This is a genomic window from Streptomyces sp. TAA040 (genome assembly GCF_000424845.1).
This window is the reverse complement of sequence record NZ_AUKR01000012.1, coordinates 77,437-98,061: the sequence shown is the minus strand read 5'-3', so window position 1 is coordinate 98,061 and position 20,625 is coordinate 77,437. Positions and strand designations below refer to the sequence as shown.

Sequence of the window (20,625 nt, the reverse complement as noted above, 5' to 3'; positions counted from 1 at the left end):
CTCAGACCGCCCTCATCAGCAGGGTGGCAGCGATCAGAAGCGCCGCACCGCCGAACATCGAGACCGCGTAGCTGCGGGCGAAGCCGTTCTGGACCTTGCGCATCCGTCCGGACAGGCCGCCGAAGCCGGCGGCGGTGCCGTTGACCATGCCGTCGACGAGCTTGTGGTCGACGTAGACCAGGCTCCGGGTCAGGTGCTCGCCGCCGCGGACCAGGACCACGTGGTTGAAGTCGTCCTGGAGAAGGTCACGGCGGGCCGCCCGGACCAGCACGTTGCCGCGCGGGGCGACGGCCGGCACCGGGCGCCGTCCGTACTGGGCCCACGCGGCGCCGACGCCGATCAGCAGCATGACGACCGTCAGGCCGGTGATGACCGGGACGCTCAGCGGCGGATGCCCGTGCTCGTACGCGGTGACCGGCTCCAGCCAGTTGACGAAGGCGTCGTTCAGCTTGAACAGGCCGCCGGCGAAGACGGAGCCGAAGGCCAGCACCACCATCGGGAGGGTCATGGACCGCGGCGACTCGTGCGGGTGCGGCTCCTTGCCCTCGGCGTCGGGCTGCCAGCGCTTCTCGCCGAAGAACGTCATGATCATCACGCGCGTCATGTAGTACGCGGTGAGGGCCGCTCCCAGCAGGGTGACGATGCCCAGAACCCAGCCCTGGGTGCCGCCCCTGGCGAACGCCGCCTCGATGATGGCGTCCTTGGAGAAGAACCCGGAGAGGCCGGGGAAGCCGATGATCGCCAGGTAACCGAGGCCGAAGGTGACGAAGGTGACCGGCATGTGCTTCCGCAGGCCGCCGTACCGCCGCATGTCGACCTCGTCGTTCATGCCGTGCATGACCGAGCCGGCGCCGAGGAAGAGGCCGGCCTTGAAGAAGCCGTGCGTGACCAGGTGCATGATCGCGAAGGCGTAGCCGATCGGACCGAGCCCGGCGGCCAGGATCATGTAGCCGATCTGCGACATGGTCGAGCCGGCGAGTGCCTTCTTGATGTCGTCCTTGGCGCAACCGACGAGCGCACCGAAGAGCAGGGTGACGGCGCCGACCACGACCACCGCGGTCTGCGCGTCGGGGGCCGCGTTGAAGATCGCCCCGGAGCGGGTGATCAGGTAGACGCCTGCCGTGACCATGGTGGCCGCGTGGATCAGGGCGGAGACCGGGGTCGGGCCCTCCATCGCGTCACCGAGCCAGGACTGGAGCGGCACCTGCGCGGACTTGCCACAGGCGGCGAGCAGCAGCATCAGGCCGATCGCGGTGAGGGTGCCCTGCCCCGCCTGCTCCGCGCTGTCCAGCACCGGGCCGAAGGCGAAGGTGCCGAAGGTGGTGAACATCAGGAAGATGGCGATGGCGAGCCCCGCGTCACCGACGCGGTTGACGAGGAACGCCTTCTTCGCGGCGGCGGCCGCGCTCGGCTTGTGCTGCCAGAACCCGATGAGCAGGAAGGAGGCGAGGCCCACGCCCTCCCAGCCGACGTACAGCAGCAGGTAGTTGTCGGCGAGGACGAGTACCAGCATCGCGGCCAGGAACAGGTTCAGGTACCCGAAGAACCGGCGGCGGCGCTCGTCGTGCGACATGTAGCCGATCGAGTAGATGTGGATCAGCGTGCCCACACCGGTGATCAGCAGGACGAAGGTCATCGAGAGCTGGTCGAGCCGGAAGGCGACGTCCGCCTGGAATCCGTTCACCGGCACCCAGCTCCACAGGAGCTGGTGCAGGGTGCGGTCCTCGCCGGAGCGCCCGAGCATGTCCGCGAAGAGCACCGCGGCCAGGACGAACGAGGCCCCGGCCAGTGCGGTGCCCAGCAGATGGCCCGTCCGGTCCAGCCTGCGCCCGCCGCACAGCAGCACGGCCGCGCCGAGCAGCGGCGCCGCGACGAGCAGTCCGATCATTGACTCCACTGGTTCATACCCCTTACAGCTTCATCAGGCTGGCGTCGTCGACCGAGGCCGAGTGGCGGGAGCGGTAGAGCATCACGATGATCGCCAGACCGACGACGACCTCGGCGGCGGCGACGACCATGACGAAGAAGGCCATCACCTGCCCGTCGAGGTTGCCGTGCATCCGGGAGAAGGCGACCAGCGTCAGGTTCGCCGCGTTCAGCATCAGCTCGACGCACATGAAGACCACGATGGCGTTCCGCCTGATCAGCACCCCGGAGGCGCCGATGGTGAACAGCAGGGCGGCCAGGTAGAGATAGTTGACCGGGTTCATCGGCCGTCCTCCTCGGTGCTCGACTGCCCGTGGTAGTCGGCGGTCCGCCGCTCCAGCGCGGCGACCGCGGCGAGCTGTTCGGCACTCACCTCGCGGATCTGGTCACGCTCCCGAAGGGTGGCGCTGACCGTGAGGTCGGAGGGGGTGCCGTCCGGCAGGAGGCCGGGACGGTCGACCGCGTTGTGCCGGGCGTAGACCCCGGGAGCCGGCAGCGGCGGCAGCTGGGTGCCGCCGCGGACCCGGGCGGCGGCCATCTCGCGCTGCGAGGCGGGGCCCTCGACCCGTTCGCGGTGGGTCAGCATGGTCGCGCCGACGGCGGCGACGGTCAGCAGCGCGCCCGTCACCTCGAAGGCCACCACGTACTCGGTGAACAGCTTCTCGGCGATGCCGGGGACGTTGCCGCCGAACGCGGCGTTGGCCTCGGTGAGTCCGGTGAAGGTGCCGAGGGAGGCCTGGCCGATGCCGGCGACGAGCAGGATGCCGAGTCCGAGGGCGCAGAGCGCGGCCATCCAGCGCTGGCCCTTGAGGGTCTCGACGAGCGAGTCGGCCGAGCTGACGCCGACCAGCATCAGGACGAAGAGGAAGAGCATCATGACGGCGCCGGTATAGACGACGATCTGCACGATGCCCAGGAAGTAGGCGCCGTTGGCGAGGTAGAAGACAGCCAGCAGGACCATCGTCCCGGCCAGGCAGAGGGCGGAGTGGACGGCCCGGCGCAGCAGGACGGTGCCCAGCGCACCAGCCACGGCGAGCGGTGCCAGGAGCCAGAACTGGGCGGCTTCGCCCGCCGAGGTGGAGGCGGCGAGTACGTCGCTCACTTCTCGCTCACCTCCTCGGCGGCCGGCTCCTCGGTACCGAAGGTGTCGGCGGAGTCCTGCGGGAACCCGCCGTCGGTGGCGGTCTGCTGGACGGTGCCGGGCGCGGCCTCGGTGACCAGCCCGCTGTAGTAGTCCTTGTCCGTCATCCCGGGGAAGATCGCATGCGGGGAGTCGACCATGCCCTCCTCCAGCCCGACGAGCAGCTCCTCCTTGGTGTAGATGAGGGAGGCGCGGGTGCGGTCGGCGAGTTCGTACTCGTTGGTCATGGTCAGTGCCCGGGTGGGGCACGCCTCGACGCAGAGTCCGCAGAGGATGCAGCGCAGGTAGTTGATCTGGTAGACGCGGCCGTAGCGCTCACCGGGCGAGTAGCGCTCCTCCTCGGTGTTGTCGGCGCCCTCGACGTAGATGGCGTCGGCCGGGCAGGCCCAGGCGCACAGTTCGCAGCCGATGCACTTCTCCAGCCCGTCCGGGTGCCGGTTGAGCTGGTGGCGGCCGTGGAAGCGGGGCGCGGTCTCCTTCTTGACCTCGGGGTACTGCTCGGTGAGGCGCTTCTTGAACATGGCCTTGAAGGTCACGCCGAAGCCGGCCACCGGATTGAGGAATTCAGGCATCGTCGGACTCCTTGCTGTCAGCCTCGTCGGGGCCCGCGGGACCGGCCGGCACGGTCACCGGCTCGTCCTGGCGGGAGGGCCGTCGCGGCACGGGCGGCAGGCTCTGACCGGGGAGCGGCGGCACGGGGTAGCCGCCGGCCATCGGGTCGAAGGCGGGCCGGTCGGACGGTTCGCCGCCGGCGCCGTCCCCGCTGCCCTCGCCGTCCGCGTCTCCGGCGGCGCGTTTCTCACCGCGGTCGCGGATGATGTCGGCGATCGAGACGATCGCCAGTACGGCCAGCAGGCCGCCGAGCACCCACAGGATGATCTGGGTGAACTCGTAGCCCTCGTTGCGCATCGCCCGGATGGTGGCGACCATCATCAGCCACACCAGGGAGACCGGGATGAGGACCTTCCAGCCCAGCTTCATGAACTGGTCGTAGCGCACCCGGGGCAGGGTGCCGCGGAGCCAGACGAAGAGGAACAGCATCACGTTGAGCTTGATGACGAACCACAGCAGCGGCCACCAGCCGTGGTTGGCGCCCTCCCACCAGGTGGAGAGCGGCGCCGGGGCCCGCCAGCCGCCCAGGAAGAGGGTGACCGCCAGCGCGGAGACGGTGACCATGTGGATGTACTCGGAGAGCATGAACATCGCGAACTTGATCGACGAGTACTCGGTCTGGAAGCCGGCGACCAGGTCGCCCTCGGACTCCGGCATGTCGAACGGCGCCCGGTGGGCCTCACCGACCATGGCCACCATGTAGATGACGAAGGAGATCGGCAGCAGCACCGCGAACCAGGTGTCGCCCTGCGCGCCGACGATCGTCGAGGTGGACATCGAACCGGAGTAGAGGAAGACCGCCGCGAAGCTGAGGCCCATGGCGACCTCGTAGCTGATGATCTGGGCGGTGGCCCGCACCCCGCCGAGCAGCGGGTAGGTGGAGCCGGAGGACCAGCCGGCCAGCACGGTCCCGTACGCCGCGATGGACGCGGTGGCCAGGATGTAGAGGATCGCCACCGGCAGGTCGGTGAGCTGCATGGCGGTACGGGTGCCGAAGATCGAGACCTCGTCGCCCGCCGGGCCGAACGGGATGACCGCGAAGGCCATGAAGGCGGGGATCGCGGCCAGGATCGGCGCCAGGACGTAGACGAACTTGTCGGCGCCCTTGACGATGACGTCTTCCTTCAGCATCAGCTTGATGCCGTCGGCCAGGGACTGGAGCATGCCCCAGGGGCCGTGCCGGTTGGGGCCGATGCGCAGCTGCATCCAGGCGACGACCTTGCGCTCCATCACGATGGAGATGAGGACCGTCAGCATCATGAAGGCGAAGACGAAGACCGCCTTCAGCGCGATCAGCCAGAACGGGTCCCCGCCGAACATCGAGAGGTCCTCGGCGGCGAGTGTGATCGGGCCGCCCGGGGCCGGCTCCTGGCCGGCCACCCTCGCAAACGTGCTCATGCGCGCACCTCCGGTGCTTCGGGTCCGGCGCCGGTCGCCGGGGTGCCGCCGGTCGCGGACGGGGATCCCCCACCGGGGTCGCCCGCGAGGCCGTTGAGCGGGTCGCCGGACGCGGCGGGGTCCCCGGACGGCGAGGGGTCGGCGGCGTCCGTCGCCCCGGGGGCGATCCGAACGAGCCGGCCCACCTGCGCCCCGGTGCTCGCGGGGACACCGCCGGGCAGCGAGTTCATCGGCAGCCAGACCACCCGGTCCGGCATCTCGGTGACGCACAGCGGGAACTCGACGGTGCCCAGCGGACCGGTCACGGCCAGCGGAGCGCCGTGCTCGGCGCCGATCTCCGCCGCGGTGCTCGCGGAGAGGCGGGCGAGCGCGGGGTGCCGGGTGCCGGCGAGGGCCTCGTCGCCGTCCTGCATCCGGCCCTCGTCCAGCAGCAGTCGGTGGCCGGCGAGGACCGCCTCGCCCTTGCCGGGCGCGGACAGCGACCGGGCGATGCCCGCCGGCTCGGCCGCGGCGCCGCCCTGCCAGGGGCCGAGCCGGTTGATCTCGGCCCGGACGGTGCGGACGTCGGGGAGCCCGAGGTGCACGTCCATGGCGTCGGCCAGCATGTGCAGCGCGCGGTGGTCGGGGAAGACGAACCGGCGGGTCATCTGGTCGGGCTTGATGGACGCCTCGAACGGGCGGTGGCGCCCTTCCCAGTTGAGGAACGTTCCGGCCTTCTCCGCTACGGCGGAGACGGGCAGCACGACGTCGGCGCGCTCGGTGACCGCGCTGGGCCGCTGCTCCAGGCTGACCAGGAACCCGACCGCGTCCAGCGCCTCGGTGGCGCGGGCCGGGTCCGGCAGGTCGGCGACCTCCACGCCGCCCACCACCAGGGCGGTGAGTTCGCCGGTGGCGGCGGCCTCGACGATGTGGCCGGTGTCCCGGCCGGCGGCGTGCGGCAGGCCGGAGACGCCCCAGGCGGTGGCGGTCTCCGTCCTGGCCCGCGGGTCGTCTGCCGGGCGGCCGGCGGGCAGCAGCCCCGGCAGCAGTCCCGCTTCGACGGCGCCGCGTTCGCCGGCCCGCCGCGGAATCCAGATCAGGGTCGCGCCGGTGGCGGCGGCGGTGCGGACGGCGGCGGTGAGCGCGCCGGCGACGGCGGCGAGCCGCTCGCCGACCAGCAGCACCGATCCCTCGGCGCGCAGCGCCTCGACGGCGGCACGGCCCAGTTCGTCCAGGCCGACGCCACCGGCCAGGGCGTCCAGCCACTCCGTCTCGGTACCGGGGGCGGCCGGCAGCAGTGTGCCGCCCGCCTTCGTCAGACCGCGGGTGGCGTGGGTGGCGAGCGCGAAGGTGCGCTGGCCGTGCTTGCGGTGGGCCTTGCGGAGCCGCAGGAAGACGCCGGGGGCTTCCTCCTCGGCTTCCAACCCGGCCAGCAGGACGGCCGGGGCCTTCTCCAGCGCCGCGTGGTCGATGCCGCTGCCGTCGAGGTCCCGGCCGCGGCCGGCGACCCGGGCGGCGAGGAACTCGGCCTCCTCGGCGCTGTGCACCCGGGCGCGGAAGTCGACGTCGTTGGTGTCGAGCGCGACGCGGGCGAACTTGCCGTAGGCGTAGGCGTCCTCGACGGTGAGCCGGCCGCCGGCCAGGACACCGGTGCGCCCCCGGGCGGCGGTGAGCCCCGCGGCCGCGGCGGCGAGCGCCTCGGGCCAGCTCGCCGGCTGGAGTTCACCGCTCTCGACGTCCCGGACCAGCGGGGTGGTCAGCCGGTCGGGGCGCTGGGCGTAGCGGAAGCCGAAGCGGCCCTTGTCGCAGATCCACTCCTCGTTGACCTCGGGGTCGTCGGCGGCGAGCCTCCGCATGACCTTGCCGCGCCGGTGGTCGGTGCGGGTGGCGCAGCCGCTGGAGCAGTGCTCGCACACCGAGGGCGAGGAGACCAGGTCGAAGGGGCGGGACCGGAAGCGGTAGGCGGCCGAGGTGAGCGCCCCGACCGGGCAGATCTGGATGGTGTTGCCGGAGAAGTACGACTGGAAGGGGTCGCCCTCCCCGGTGCCGACCTGCTGGAGCGCACCGCGTTCCAGCAGCTCGATCATCGGGTCGCCGGCGATCTGGTTGGAGAAGCGGGTGCAGCGGGCGCACAGCACGCAGCGCTCGCGGTCCAGCAGGACCTGCTTGGAGATCGGCACCGGCTTCTCGAAGGTGCGCTTGCGTCCCTCGAAGCGGGTCTCCGGCGCACCAACGGACATGGCCTGGTTCTGGAGCGGGCACTCCCCGCCCTTGTCGCAGACCGGGCAGTCCAGCGGGTGGTTGATCAGCAGGAGTTCCATCACGCCGCGCTGCGCCTTCTCGGCGACCGGCGAGGTGAGCTGGGTGGCGACCACCATGCCGTCGGTGCAGGTGATGGTGCAGGAGGCCATCGGTTTGCGCTGGCCCTCCACCTCGACGATGCACTGCCGGCAGGCGCCGGCCGGGTCGAGCAGCGGGTGGTCGCAGAAGCGCGGGATCTCGATGCCGAGGAGCTCGGCGGCCCGGATCACCAGGGTGCCCTTGGGCACGCTGATCTGCGCGCCGTCGATGGTCAGCGAGACCAGGTCCTCGGGCGGCGGCCCGGCGTCCCCGCCTCCGGAGGTCTTGGCGTCTGTGGTCACGGTCACGCGTGCACCTCCGGGTGAGCGTTGGGGGCGCCCGGGCCGTCGTCCGCCCAGACGGTGGAGCGGGACGGGTCGAACGGGCAGCCGCCGCCGGTGATGTGCTGCTCGTACTCCTCTCGGAAGTACTTGAGCGAGGAGAAGATCGGGCTGGCGGCGCCGTCGCCGAGGGCGCAGAAGGACTTGCCGTTGATGTTGTCGGCGATGTCGTCGATCTTGTCGATGTCGGACATCGCTCCCTTGCCGGCCTCGATGTCGCGCAGCAGCTGGACCAGCCAGTAGGTGCCCTCCCGGCAGGGGGTGCACTTGCCGCAGGACTCGTGGGCGTAGAACTCGGTCCACCGGGTGACGGCGCGGACCACGCAGGTGGTTTCGTCGAAGCACTGGAGCGCCTTGGTGCCGAGCATCGAACCGGCAGCCCCGACGCCCTCGTAGTCCAGCGGGACGTCGAGGTGCTCGTCGGTGAACATCGGGGTGGAGGAGCCGCCGGGCGTCCAGAACTTCAGACGGTGGCCGGGACGCATTCCGCCGCTCATGTCGAGCAGTTGGCGCAGGGTGATGCCCAGCGGCGCCTCGTACTGGCCGGGTCCGGCGACGTGGCCGGAGAGCGAGTAGAGCGTGAAGCCGGGCGACTTCTCACTGCCCATCGAGCGGAACCAGTCCTTGCCCTTGTTGATCAGGGCGGGAACGGAGGCGATGGACTCGACGTTGTTCACGACGGTGGGGCAGGCGTACAGGCCGGCGACCGCGGGGAAGGGGGGGCGCAGCCGGGGCTGGCCGCGGCGTCCCTCCAGCGAGTCGAGCAGCGCGGTCTCCTCGCCGCAGATGTAAGCGCCCGCGCCGGCGTGCACGATCAGTTCGAGGTCCTTGCCCGCGCCGAGTGCGTCCTTGCCGAGGTAGCCGGCGGCGTAGGCCTCGCGTACGGCCTCGTGCAGCCGCCGCAGCACGGGCACCACCTCGCCGCGGAGGTAGACGAAGGCGTGGCCGGAGCGGATCGCGTGGCAGGCGATCACGATGCCCTCGATCAGCGAGTGCGGGTTGGCGTAGAGCAGCGGGATGTCCTTGCAGGTGCCCGGCTCCGACTCGTCGGCGTTGACGACGAGGTAGTGCGGTTTTCCGTCTCCCTGCGGGATGAACTGCCACTTCATGCCGGTCGGGAAACCCGCGCCGCCGCGGCCGCGGAGTCCTGCCTCCTTGACGTAGGCGATCAGGTCGTCCGGGTCCATCGCCAGCGCCTTGCGCAGGCCCTCGTAACCCTCGTGTCTGCGGTAGGTCTCCAGCGTCCAGGGCGCCTCCTCGTCCCAGAACGCGGAGAGGACCGGGGAGAGCAGTTTCTCCGGGGATTCGGCGGCCGTCATCGGTCACCCTCCTCGTCGGCGACCGGGGCGGTCGGGTTGTCCGGGTCGGACTGCGCGGTGCGCTGCGGGGCTTCGTGCGAGCTGGGGTGGCCGCCGGGGGCCTGCCCGGTGGCGGCCACGTCCTCGACGGGGGCGGGGCGGTCGTGCGGGACGGCGCTGCGTCCGGCGGCGTTGCCCTTGCCCTGGGCGAGCCGCAGGCCGGCCAGCGTGGCCGGTCCCCCGGCGCCGCCGGCCTCGACGGCGCCGGGGCGCTCGTCGGGGAAGCCGGCCAGGACGCGGGCGGTCTCCTTGAAGGTGCACAGCGGTGCGCCGCGGGTGGGGACGACCTCGCGGCCGGCCCGCAGGTCGTCGACGAGCTGCTTGGCGGAGGCCACGTCCTGGTTGTCGAAGAACTCCCAGTTGACCATCACCACCGGCGCGTAGTCGCAGGCCGCGTTGCACTCGATGTGCTCCAGGGTGACCTTTCCGTCCTCGGTGGTCTCGTTGTTGCCGACCTGGAGGTGGTCCTGGAGCGCGTCGAAGATGGCGTCGCCGCCGAGCACCGCGCAGAGCGTGTTGGTGCACACGCCGACCTGGTAGTCGCCGCTCGCCTTGCGGCGGTACATCGAGTAGAAGGTCGAGACCGCGGTGACCTCGGCGGTGGTCAGGCCGAGCACCTCGGCGCAGAACCGGACGCCGGTGCGGGTCACGTGGCCCTCCTCCGCCTGCATCAGGTGCAGCAGCGGCAGCAGCGCGGAGCGGCTGTCGGGGTACCGGGCGACGATCTCCTGTGCGTCGGCTTCGAGCCGGGCGCGGACATCGGCCGGGAAGTCGGGGGCGGGCAGCTGCGGCATGCCCAGTTGCACGTCGGTCACCGGTCGACACCTCCCATCACGGGGTCGATGGATGCGACGGCCACGATGACGTCGGCCACCTGGCCGCCCTCGCACATGGCCGCCATGGATTCGAGGTTGGTGAAGGAGGGGTCGCGGAAGTGCACCCGGTACGGGCGGGTGCCGCCGTCGCTGACGACGTGCACGCCCAGTTCGCCCTTGGGCGACTCCACCGCGGTGTAGGCCTGGCCGGGCGGTACCCGGAAGCCCTCGGTGACGAGCTTGAAGTGGTGGATCAGGGCTTCCATGGAGGTGCCCATGATGTTCCTGATGTGGTCGAGCGAGTTGCCGAGCCCGTCCGGGCCGAGCGCGAGCTGTGCCGGCCAGGCGATCTTCTTGTCGCCGACCATCACCGGTCCCGGTTCGAGCCGCTCGATGCACTGCTCGACGATCCGCAGCGACTGCCGCATCTCCTCCAGCCGGATCAGGAACCGGCCGTAGGAGTCGCAGGTCTCGGCGGTCGGGACGTCGAAGTCGTAGGTCTCGTAGCCGCAGTAGGGCTGCGCCTTGCGCAGGTCGTGCGGCAGGCCCGCGGAGCGCAGGACCGGGCCGGTGGCGCCGAGCGCCATGCAGCCCGCCAGGTCGAGGTGCCCGATGTCCTGGAGCCGGGCTTTGAAGACGGGGTTGCCGGTGCAGAGTGCGTCGTACTCCGGCAGGTTCTTCTTCATCGTCTTGAGGAACTCGCGCAGCGCGTCGATGGCGCCGGGGGGAAGATCCTGCGCGAGGCCGCCGGGCCGGACGAACGCGTGGTTCATCCGGAGCCCCGTGATCAGCTCGAAGACGTCCAGGACGAGTTCGCGGTCCCGGAAGCCGTAGATCATGACGGTGGTCGCGCCCAGCTCCATGCCGCCGGTGGCGATGGCGACGAAGTGCGAGGAGAGCCGGTTGAGTTCCATCAGCAGCACGCGGAGCACGGTCGCCCGGTCCGGGATCTCGTCCTCGATGCCGAGCAGTTTCTCCACGGCCAGGCAGTACGCCGTCTCGTTGAAGAACGGCGTGAGGTAGTCCATCCGGGTCACGAACGTGGTGCCCTGGGTCCAGGTGCGGTACTCCAGGTTCTTCTCGATGCCCGTGTGCAGGTAGCCGATGCCGCAGCGGGCCTCGGTGACCGTCTCGCCGTCGATCTCCAGGATGAGCCGGAGCACCCCGTGGGTGGAGGGGTGCTGGGGACCCATGTTGACGATGATCTTCTCGTCGTCGGTCCTGGCGGCGGCGGCCGCCACCTCGTCCCAGTCGCCGCCGCTGACGGTGTAGACGGTGCCTTCGGTCGTCTCGCGCGAGGTGGCCGCCGAGGTGTCGGCCTGCGAGGTGTGGCTGCTCATTAGCTGTACGACCTCCGCTGGTCGGGAGCCGGGATCTGGGCGCCCTTGTACTCGACGGGAATGCCGCCGAGCGGGTAGTCCTTGCGCTGCGGGAAGCCCTGCCAGTCGTCGGGCATCATGATCCGGGTGAGTGCGGGGTGGCCGTCGAAGACGATGCCGAAGAAGTCGTAGGCCTCGCGCTCGTGCCAGTCGTTGGTCGGGTAGACGTCGACGACCGAGGGGATGTGCGGGTCGGCGTCGGCCACCGACACCTCCAGCCGGATGATCCGGTTGTGGGTGTAGGACCGCAGGTGGTAGACGGCGTGCAGCTCGCGCCCGGTGTCGCCGGGGTAGTGCACCCCACTCACACCCGAGCAGTACTCGAACCGCAGGGCGGGGTCGTCGCGCAGCGTGCGGCAGACCCGGGGCAGGTGCTCGCGGGCGATGTGGAAGGTCAGCTCGCCGCGGTCCACGATCGTCTTCTCGATCGCCTCCTGCGGCGGAACTCCCTGCTCGTCCAGGGCTCCTTCGAGCTCGTCGGCCACCTCGTCGAAGGAGGAGCCGTAGGGGCGGCCGCCGGGCCCGGGGAGCCGGACCGTCCGCACCAGACCGCCGTAACCGGAGGTGTCCCCGCCGTTGCCGGCCCCGAACATGCCCCGGCGCACGCCGATGGCCTCGCCGCTCTCCGCGTGCGGGGACGGGGTTGCGTCCTCCGGCTCGGGTGCGTTGGACGTGTCACTCACCGCGCCTCCTCCCGGCGGCCGCGCATGCGTCGCTCACCGCAGCAGCCCCTTCATCTCGATGGTCGGCAGGGCCTTCAGTGCCGCTTCCTCCGCCTCACGGGCCGCCTGCTCGCGGTTGACCCCGAGCTTCTCCTCCTGGATCTTCTCGTGGAGCTTGAGAATCGCGTCCAGGAGCATCTCGGGCCGCGGCGGGCAGCCGGGCAGGTAGATGTCGACCGGCACCACGTGGTCGACGCCCTGCACGATGGCGTAGTTGTTGAACATCCCGCCCGACGAGGCGCACACGCCCATCGAGATGACCCACTTGGGGTTGGGCATCTGGTCGTAGACCTGCCGCAGCACCGGCGCCATCTTCTGGCTGACCCGGCCGGCCACGATCATGAGGTCGGCCTGCCGCGGTGATCCGCGGAAGACCTCCATGCCGAAGCGCGCCAGGTCGTAACGTCCGGCGCCGGTGGTCATCATCTCGATGGCGCAGCAGGCGAGTCCGAACGTGGCCGGGAAGACCGACGACTTGCGCACCCAGCCGGCGGCGCTCTCCACCGTCGTGAGCAGGAAGCCGCTCGGCAGCTTCTCCTCGATTCCCATCAGGTTTCGCCCCTCTCTCGGGTCCGGGTTTCCGGGCGGCCGGCCGCTGCTTCCTTCGCCCGGAGCACCGGTGCGTCGGACGGCGGCCGCCCGTGCGTGCTCAGTCCCATTCCAGGCCGCCGCGGCGCCAGTCGTAGGCGTAGGCCACACCGATCAGACCGACGAAGATCAGCATCTGGACGAGGCCGAACATCCCCAGGGAGTCGAAATGGACGGCCCAGGGGTAGAGGAAGACGATCTCGACGTCGAAAACGATGAAGAGCATCGCCGTGATGTAGTACTTCACCGGGAAGCGCCCGCCGCTCTCGGGCATCGGAGTGGGCTCCACGCCGCACTCGTACGCCTCCAGCTTGGCGCGGTTGTAGCGCTTCGGACCGATGATCGAGGCCATCACCACGGAGAAAACCGCGAAGGCCGCGCCGAGGGCTCCGAGTACGAGAATGGGGACGTACGCGTTCACCGCTCCTCGCTCCTTCCAGTCGCCGATGACTAGCTGGGGTCCACGCGGGGGCTCTTCGACCTCACGGTTCCGGAGATCGTGCCATTGTGAGGCAGTTCACAAGCCCACGCGGACCGCATCCTATGCCCACCCCTCTGTGACATGCGACACGGGGTACCGAACCGACTTTGTGATCTTCAACACCCGAAGATCCACTACACGTTGCCCGCACCCACGGACGATCCACGTGCAGCCCACAGGTAGTTACTTTTGGTAATCAGCAGGGGCATCGACGCAGGCGAGAGGCCGTCCGGCTAGCAAAGGCAAGCCTTACCAAGCAAATTCGCAACTGCTCGATCATCGTGCTAGAAGAGCGAAGCCCGTCAGCACCGGCCACCGGCGTACCGCCGTACGCAGGGTCACGGCCCCGCTCCTTTGTGCACGCCCGCACAAACCGGATAACCGGCTGCGGCCCACGTCCCCGGGCACCCCTCCGCCGACCCCGGGCCGACGTCGCTGCCGCTACTCTCCGTCGCCCCGCAGCACAGCCGCGCCGGACCACTGGGCTCCGCCCGTACGACTCCCGCCGAGCGTCTGCCCGAGGTTGGCGGGTGGCGAATCGTTGCCCCGAAGTGACCTCCGCCCGCCTCGGCGCCGCCGCGGCGGCGGGGCGAGTCGGGGTGCGGGGGTGGGTAGCAGTTCGGGTGCACCTTCGGGAGCGGGGCACGCCTTCGGGCGCGGAACGGCAGTCGCGGCAGCGGATCAGGACGGTCGGGCCCCGGAAGGCCCGCTCGCAGCCGTCGCAGTTCCGCAACGGAAGCGGCGGCGGGGCGGCGACGCGGTGGGTGGATCGGATAGGTCCGTCCGGCGGCGGGGAGGTGCGGCCCCGGAGCATGCGGGGGCAGAGCATGCGGCGGGAGGGCGGCCAGCCGGTGGGCCAGCAGAGCAGCGGGTCGGTGCAGTACGTCGGGAAGTCCGGCGGTGAGTGCCCGCCGGACGCCCTCCGGTTCCGCTCCCCGTTCCAGCCACGCCGCGACGGCGGACGTGAGCCGACGCACCTCCGGCTCCGTCAGCAGCAACCGAGAATTCCATCGGTGGAGTTCGGCGAGCAGTTCCCCCGCCGCCACGGCCCGAGGCGACGGCTCCCCCGACGCGGCTCCGGCGCCGCCGTCCTCGCAGCGACCGGTCCCCCGCAACAGGGGCCTTCGGCGCGCGGGCCATCGGTGCGAGCCGTGGCGCCGGCACCGGGACAGCTGCGGGCGCCGGACGAGGCAGCGGCACCGGTGTCGCGCCGGTACCGGGCCGCCGCTGGTCGGGCTGCTGCACCGGACGTCGATCGGCGTCGGCGGCCGGACGTTGACGGGCGACCGTCCGCGCCACCACCCGGCCGCTCGGCAGTCGGACGCGGGTACGGCTCAGGTATCCGTGCGCCTCCCACTCCCGCAGCGCCGAAACCACTCGGGTCTCACCCTCGGGGAAACGACCGGACAGGGGTCCAAGGGCTCCTCCAGACGGAGGAGTACACGCGTGCCCTGTTCGCCATGCGCCACCCGGTCTACGGCGAGGACGAGATGGCCCGGCACATCGCCGCACGCATGGCCCGCAAGGTCATCTTCGACCGCACCCCGGCACCGTCCCTGGGTTTCGTGATGGAGGAGGTGACACTTCGACGTCCACTCGGGGGCAGGGACACGCTCCGTCGGCAACTCAAGCACCTGCACGAGGCCGGCCAACTGCGGCACGTTGAGATCCAGGTGATGCCGACGGACCGCGGGAACCATTCGGGGATGGGTGGCCCGATTCAGGTCTTGAAGCTCAACGACGGTTCGGTTGTAGGTTATTCGGAGACGCAGCTGACGAGTCGCTTCGTCAGTGAACCGGCGGAGCTTCGCACCCTGGAGCTGCGGTACGGGATCATCCGGGCCCAGGCTCTCCGCCCTGGAGAGTCTCTGGACTTCATCGGCAAGGTGCGGGGAGAGACATGACCAACGCAACCTCTGGCAACGACGGCTCAAGGCACATCTGGTTCAAGAGCAGCTACAGCCCGAGTGACAGCAACGACTGCGTCGAAGTGGCGGTCACGGCACCGGGCGTGCGCGTCCGAGATTCCACGCGCCCGGAGGGCCCCGCCTCGCGCTCACCCCCGAGGCCTGGACCGCCTTCCTGCGCGACACCACAAAGAGCTGACTCCCCCACCGTCTCCGAACGCTGACGCCTGGCACTCGGGTCACGTACCGGCATAGGCTGCCCGACGACGGACATTCGCACTCTTGACCGGGGTGCGCGGCAGTGGGGGCAGAACGTGTCGTTCGACGACGAGTGGGAGCAGGCCAGGGAACGAGCCGCTCAGCAGGTGGGGACGCGGCTCAACACCCTGGACGGGGGCAACGGCGGCGGGACGAATCGGGACCTGAGCGTCGAGCAGAACGATCTCGGTGCGGTCGGCAACGACGCCTACGAGTTGCGTGAGCGGCTGGACCGCGACGCCAAGCACGCGCGGGTGAGCACGTCCGCCGCGAGTACGGTGCTCAGCGCCGAGAGCTTCCGCTCCGGCTCGGCGCTGAAACACGCGCACAGCCGATGGAACAGCCAGGTGAAGACGCTCATCGAGGCGTGTGCGCACATATCGAACCACCTCGACTACACCGCGGCGCAGCACGCCAAGGACGAGGTGGACATCGCGACGTCGATGTCCGTGTCCCGCATCAGCGACTTCCTGAAGTGAAGCGCTTGTTGTGGCACTGACTTACCAGGACGTCTACCACGCACCGGTGGCGAAGCTGAAGGACGCGGTCGACGACTGGTCGGCGGTGGCGAAGAAGCTGAAGGAACTGGCGGAGGACGCCCGCACCGGAATGCTGGCTAAGTCCAAGCGTGCCGAGTGGCAGGGCGCGAACGCCACCGTCACGAAGTCCTTCGTACGCACCACGGCCGACGAGTTCCAGGACGCGGCACAGGCCGCGGAGGGCATGCACGCCGTACTCAAGGACGCACTCACGACCTTCACCCGCTCGCGGGACACCGTGCGACGGCTCCAGGGCGAGGAGGCCCCCGGACTGTCTCTCACGATCGACGGCAAGGGGAGGGTGAAAGCCCAGGAGGGCGCGGCGTCCGAGCCCGCCGAACACCCGATCGCGAACGTGACGCGTCAGAAGGCGATCGCCTCGCTCCAGCGCCGTGTGGACCGCGCGGTCGACGCCTGCGACGACGCGGATACGGCACTCGCCCACGCACTCCGGACGAACTTCCCGGACACGCACGACTTCACCGCGCCCGTACACGACAGCCTCGACTCGGCCGAGGCCCAGCAGGCGTACCGGCTGTTCAAGAAGGGCCGGGAGATGTCGCCGACCGAGATGGAGCAGTTCGTCGAGTTCCTCAAGGACAACAAGAGGTCCCCCGAGTTCGCCACCGGCCTTTTCGAGCGGACGGAGCCGAAGGAGGCGCTCACGCTCTACGGGCTCCTGGCCCAGGAGGACCCCGTCAACGGCTACATGGTCGACGACGAGCAGGCCGACCGCCTCAAGCAGATGCAGAGACACCTCGGGGTCACCCTCGCCACCGCCACCGATCCCGACAACACCACCCATCTGCCGGAAAAGTACGGTGACCAACTGCGCAAACTGGGGGCCGAGCGCATTCCGATGCGTACCGGCGATCCCCACCCGCCGTACGGCTACCAGCTCCTCGGCGGCATCATGCGCTACGGCAACTACGACCCCCGGTTCCTCGTCCCGATCGCCGAACACGCGGTGCAGCTCAAGAAGAATGACCCCGACCTGTTCGATCGGCCCATGGGTTTCCGGATGGGCGAGCGGGAGTCCCCGCTCAACCCCAACGGGAAGAACGGCGCCGGCTACGACCCGGTGGTGAGCATGCTGGAGGCTCTGGGCCACAGCCCGGAGGCGTCGAAGGAGTTCTTCTCCAAGGACCCCGTCACCTACCGCGAGGACGGGACCGTCGACACCGAGGCCGGCCGCGCCGAGTTGGGCGACCACAAGTCCGGCGCCCGTATCCGCGACTACCTGGACTACTTCGCCCGGGACGAGTACGAGCCCGGCGTGCACGACTACGCGGGCGTCCAGTCCCCGGGCCGCGACGAACTGCGGGCCTACACCCACGACGCGCTGGGCCACGCCCTGGAGTCCGCCACGCTCGGCTCCCCCTGGGACGCTCAGCAGCCCGAACTCCACCGCGACGAGAAGTCCGCCGAAATCATGGAAGAAGTCGTGCAGCTCTACGGCGGAGACCCCGAACTCCTCAGGAAGCAGGAGTCGCTCTCCGACAGCCTCGGCCGCATGGGCGCCGGCTACATCGACGACATCTACTGGGCCCTCGACATGAACGACGACTCCACGCTCTTCGCTCCCGATCAAAAAGAGAACGAGCACGCTCGCTTCGGCGAGATACCGACCATCCAGTTCCTGAGTACTCTGGGCCAGCATCCTGACGCCTATGCCGACACATCGACCGCGCAGCGCGTCTACACGGCGATGATGCTGGAAAAACCCACGGACGAGCACGGTGAAATCGATCTGAGCACAGCGCCTCACGTCGTGGAGACCGGGGCGACAGTTCAGGGAGTTCTCGACCAGTCACGAGTGGACCAAGTCAGGCACGACTTGAAGAACATGGAAGAAGATTACAACAAGGCCGTGGAGTCGAGAACCTCCTGGGGCCAGCTCGGAGCTTCCTCACTTGTCGCGGCCGGATTGGCTTTCGGACCCGCCGGGGCCGCAGGCGCCGGGGCCGCAGCTCTGATCATCCCGTGGGCCATGGAGACAGGAGGAAGCGTCACGGAGGAAGTACTCAACCAAGCATTGGCGAACCAAATGGAGGAAGATGAACTGGACGTGGCGAAAAAATCTCAGGATGCAGAAACTTCCATACGGGAAGAGTCTTATACAGGAATCAAAAGCATAGCCATGAGGTTCGTCAAGTCACAAGGATTGGAATATAGCAGCAGGGAGGGCATGGACATAATAGGCGGAGCACAAGGATACATTGATGGGGGCTCGAAAGATAATTACTTCGGCAGCACGCCACAAGATTCGGAGTGATCGGGATGAAGCGATCGGACTTCAATTCATTGATAATACTTGGCTCGGCCTCGCTTCTTTCGATCACTGGCTGTTCTCAACAGAACGACAAGAGTTCCCCCACTCCAACCCCTCTCACGGCAAAAAATATGTGCAGTGGAGTACTAGGAAGCACGGCGAGTGACCTCGAACGAATTACCGGTCGAACAGAGTATCCCAAAGTCTGGTTCCACGACGTGGAGAAGATCGCCTCTTCGATCACCCTTAAATCTCGCAGCAAGGAATCCGACGCCGCAAAACTTAAGTACTCAGGTGAAGCCTGTGGAATATTTCTGGACGAAGAAAAGCTAGCACCTGAAATAGAGGTCAATTTTTACCCTGAAGGAGAACCCCGCGAGCTGGAACCAGTGGAGACCGGGAAGAAAGAATACCGCGCGGGAACCCAAGCAGCAGCAGACGGCGAGGGTGCATATCTCTATTACACATGCAAGGTCCCGGAGGACGACAGGTTCCCGAAGAGTAGCTTTCTTGTGGGCGCAGTACTCAGAGTCGCCTCTCATGGCGATTATCCACCCTCATCCGATATAACCGACTCCTACATGAACGTCCTCACCGGCGCGGCGCGCAAGGTCGCACTGGAGATGGAGTGCCAGAACAACGCCGACATCCCTGTCCCTGGTGACCTCGAACCACTGGAGCCCTGAGCTTTCCGGTGCGCAGGAACCGCAGCGGCCGCGGGGCTCCTGGACGAGCCGAGGCGCGAGGGCTCGCGTCAAGGGCCCGGCTTGACGACGCATGTGGGGACGCCGACCGTCATCGCCAACTGTCTGGGAGTGCATGCACCGACGACCCCAGGAGCATCCCCCAGTGGCAAGCACAAGCGGATCTCCACTCCCCCTGAGCTACTGCCGACAGCGCACCTGTTCCGCGTGGGCTGCTCGCCCGTGCCGGCGTCGCGCACGCCCGCCGGCGTAGTGGGTCGCCTCGCGGGCCGGTGCACGCGTGCGGGGTTTCGGCGGAGAGGTCGGATTTCGTCCAGTTGCCCGGGTGACGGGTTGTCAGGGCATCCGATGAAGCGGGTGTATGGGGGTGGTTTTATGTGTCGTCGGCCTTGCCCATTTGTGACCCCTGTGACCGGCGTGAGGCGCGAGGTGTCGCGTGACCTGCATCACAACGACCTCGCGCCGGAGCCCGACACGTTGGCGTTATCAGTCCGAGACATGCTAGGCGCGTCGACTCCGGGGACAATCCGGACAACTGCGTGGTCGTGGACCCGTAGTTGGACATTGATCTTACCTTCACGGGGAGCCAACGGAGCCTCAAATGCCTCGAAACGGGCACCCGGTGGGCTTCTGTGTCGCACAACACCCTGCTTGAGCTGAACGCCCCCTACTGGTAGCCCTGTGAACCATGTCCCCGAACGCACACATACGCAGCCACCGGAAACCCCGGCGCTCCTCGCGGAACACGCTCATCCGCTCTGGTGTTGCCGGTGGCGTTCTCACCACCCTCGCGGTGACCGGCGCCGCCTCGCCGACCTCGGCCGACAAGGAGTCCCCGGCCGACACCGCCGAGCTGCCCTCGCTGGACGGCCTGCTGGCTGCCGACTCCACCAAGCGGGCCGCACACGTGACCCAGACGATCGCGATCACGTACGAACTGGACGCGGCGAAGACCCAGGCCGAGAGGACGGCCGCGAAGTCCGCCGCCGAGGCGAAACAGAAGGCCGAGGCAGAGGCAGAGGCCAAGGAGAAGGCCGAAGCCGAGCGCAAGGCCGCTGAGGAGCGCGCGGCCGAGGAGCGCGCCGCCGCTGAGCGCGCCGCACGCAGCAGCGAGCGCAGCACGCTCAGCGGCGACAGCGGCAGCGACTCGGTGTCCACGTCCAGCGCCGACGCCAACGCGCCGGCGTCGGGCAACGCCGCGGGTATCGCGCAGTTCGTCCGCGCCCAGGTCGGCAAGGCGTACGTGTCCGGGGCCACGGGCCCCAGCGCCTACGACTGTTCGGGGCTGACCGTCGCCGCGTTCAAGCAGGCCGGCATCAGCTTGCCGCGCACCTCGCAGGCCCAGTCCACCGCAGGCACCGAGGTCGGCCTCGGCAACCTGCAGCCCGGAGACATCCTGTACTGGGGCGGCAAGGGCAGCGCCACCCACGTGGCGGTGTACGTCGGCGGCGGCCAGTACGTCGGCGCCCAGAACCCCTCCGACGGAGTCGCGCTGCACGACATGGGCTGGGGCGGCACGCCCTCCGGCGCCGTCCGGATGCTCTGAACCGTCCGGATGCTCTGAACGTCCGAACGCGCTGAACCGACCGGCGCGCCTGCCGGCCCGCCGGGCTGACGCCGAGCCCGCCGGACCGGCGGGCGCAGCACGGCAGTCGACCGGAGACGGGCCGCACAGACCCCGCTGGGCACGGAGCCACCACCCGTGCCCACCGGCCGAGCGCCGCAGCGACGGCCGACGCACGACGGGGCCGTGCACGATCCGATCGGATCGTGCACGGCCCCGTCGTGCGTGGACGGCCGTTCCCTGAGCCACGAGTCCCGGACCCGGCGTCCGGGCCGCCGGGTGCCGTCCCGGACGTCGGTGC

The 20,625-nt window shown here is 69.3% G+C and carries 17 protein-coding genes and 1 pseudogene; 6 read left to right on the top strand and 12 right to left on the bottom strand.

Annotation, left to right across the window (positions count from 1 at the left end):
• Position 1: 1 nt before the first annotated feature.
• The 12 genes from nuoL to H300_RS0112420 form a co-directional block, all read right to left on the bottom strand.
• Positions 2–1,897: an NADH-quinone oxidoreductase subunit L gene (gene nuoL / locus H300_RS0112480; RefSeq protein ID WP_028427693.1), complete on the bottom strand. Its 1,896-nt coding sequence runs from the start codon at positions 1,895–1,897 to the stop codon at positions 2–4.
• A gap of 13 nt (positions 1,898–1,910) precedes the next feature.
• Entirely contained in the window at positions 1,911–2,210 is a 300-nt protein-coding gene (nuoK, locus tag H300_RS0112475; protein WP_028427692.1) for an NADH-quinone oxidoreductase subunit NuoK, read from the bottom strand.
• A complete protein-coding gene (locus H300_RS26575) occupies positions 2,207–3,028 on the bottom strand; it encodes an NADH-quinone oxidoreductase subunit J (protein ID WP_051269992.1) in 822 nt (273 codons plus the stop codon). Before H300_RS26575 ends, nuoK begins: the two co-directional genes overlap by 4 nt.
• On the bottom strand, positions 3,025–3,639 hold the full coding sequence (gene nuoI, locus H300_RS0112465) for an NADH-quinone oxidoreductase subunit NuoI (protein WP_028427691.1): 615 nt from the start codon (positions 3,637–3,639) through the stop codon (positions 3,025–3,027). The genes H300_RS26575 and nuoI overlap by 4 nt, the downstream gene beginning before the upstream one ends.
• Positions 3,632–5,077, bottom strand: coding sequence for an NADH-quinone oxidoreductase subunit NuoH (nuoH, locus tag H300_RS0112460; protein ID WP_028427690.1), 1,446 nt, complete (start codon positions 5,075–5,077; stop codon positions 3,632–3,634). The genes nuoI and nuoH overlap by 8 nt, the downstream gene beginning before the upstream one ends.
• Positions 5,074–7,704: an NADH-quinone oxidoreductase subunit G gene (locus tag H300_RS26570; RefSeq protein ID WP_078515943.1), complete on the bottom strand. Its 2,631-nt coding sequence runs from the start codon at positions 7,702–7,704 to the stop codon at positions 5,074–5,076. The genes nuoH and H300_RS26570 overlap by 4 nt, the downstream gene beginning before the upstream one ends.
• Positions 7,701–9,056 (bottom strand): NADH-quinone oxidoreductase subunit NuoF, encoded by a 1,356-nt coding sequence (nuoF, locus tag H300_RS0112450; protein WP_028427689.1) that lies wholly within the window; start codon positions 9,054–9,056, stop codon positions 7,701–7,703. The genes H300_RS26570 and nuoF overlap by 4 nt, the downstream gene beginning before the upstream one ends.
• Positions 9,053–9,889 (bottom strand): NADH-quinone oxidoreductase subunit NuoE, encoded by an 837-nt coding sequence (gene nuoE, locus H300_RS0112445; RefSeq protein ID WP_051270005.1) that lies wholly within the window; start codon positions 9,887–9,889, stop codon positions 9,053–9,055. The genes nuoF and nuoE overlap by 4 nt, the downstream gene beginning before the upstream one ends.
• Positions 9,890–9,906: 17 nt before the next feature.
• Positions 9,907–11,250 (bottom strand): NADH-quinone oxidoreductase subunit D, encoded by a 1,344-nt coding sequence (locus H300_RS0112440; RefSeq protein ID WP_028427687.1) that lies wholly within the window; start codon positions 11,248–11,250, stop codon positions 9,907–9,909.
• On the bottom strand, positions 11,250–11,972 hold the full coding sequence (locus tag H300_RS0112435; protein ID WP_028427686.1) for an NADH-quinone oxidoreductase subunit C: 723 nt from the start codon (positions 11,970–11,972) through the stop codon (positions 11,250–11,252). Before H300_RS0112435 ends, H300_RS0112440 begins: the two co-directional genes overlap by 1 nt.
• Positions 11,973–12,005: 33 nt before the next feature.
• Positions 12,006–12,560, bottom strand: coding sequence for a NuoB/complex I 20 kDa subunit family protein (locus H300_RS0112430; protein ID WP_028427685.1), 555 nt, complete (start codon positions 12,558–12,560; stop codon positions 12,006–12,008).
• 100 nt (positions 12,561–12,660) lie between these two features.
• Positions 12,661–13,020, bottom strand: coding sequence for an NADH-quinone oxidoreductase subunit A (locus tag H300_RS0112420; RefSeq protein WP_028427684.1), 360 nt, complete (start codon positions 13,018–13,020; stop codon positions 12,661–12,663).
• Positions 13,021–14,492: 1,472 nt separating this feature from the next.
• On the opposite strand from H300_RS0112420, the pseudogene H300_RS26565 reads away from it, so the two are divergent.
• The 6 genes and pseudogenes from H300_RS26565 to H300_RS0112395 form a co-directional block, all read left to right on the top strand.
• A pseudogene (locus H300_RS26565) lies at positions 14,493–14,984 on the top strand (DUF5753 domain-containing protein); the annotation flags it as partial.
• A complete protein-coding gene (locus tag H300_RS30140; protein WP_486583737.1) occupies positions 14,981–15,211 on the top strand; it encodes a DUF397 domain-containing protein in 231 nt (76 codons plus the stop codon). The pseudogene H300_RS26565 and the gene H300_RS30140, both read left to right, overlap by 4 nt.
• Positions 15,212–15,301: 90 nt before the next feature.
• A complete protein-coding gene (locus H300_RS0112410) occupies positions 15,302–15,724 on the top strand; it encodes a hypothetical protein (protein ID WP_028427683.1) in 423 nt (140 codons plus the stop codon).
• Between the two features lie 10 nt (positions 15,725–15,734).
• The gene (locus H300_RS0112405; protein ID WP_051269990.1) at positions 15,735–18,059 is read left to right on the top strand and encodes a hypothetical protein; all 2,325 of its coding nucleotides are present in this window, start codon (positions 15,735–15,737) and stop codon (positions 18,057–18,059) included.
• Positions 18,056–18,742, top strand: a complete 687-nt coding sequence (locus tag H300_RS31495; protein ID WP_158678363.1) for a hypothetical protein — start codon at positions 18,056–18,058, stop codon at positions 18,740–18,742. Before H300_RS0112405 ends, H300_RS31495 begins: the two co-directional genes overlap by 4 nt.
• 706 nt (positions 18,743–19,448) lie before the next feature.
• Positions 19,449–20,306 carry a C40 family peptidase gene (locus tag H300_RS0112395; protein ID WP_028427681.1) on the top strand — a complete coding sequence of 286 codons (858 nt, stop codon included), beginning with the start codon at positions 19,449–19,451 and terminating at the stop codon, positions 20,304–20,306.
• Positions 20,307–20,625: the final 319 nt, after the last annotated feature.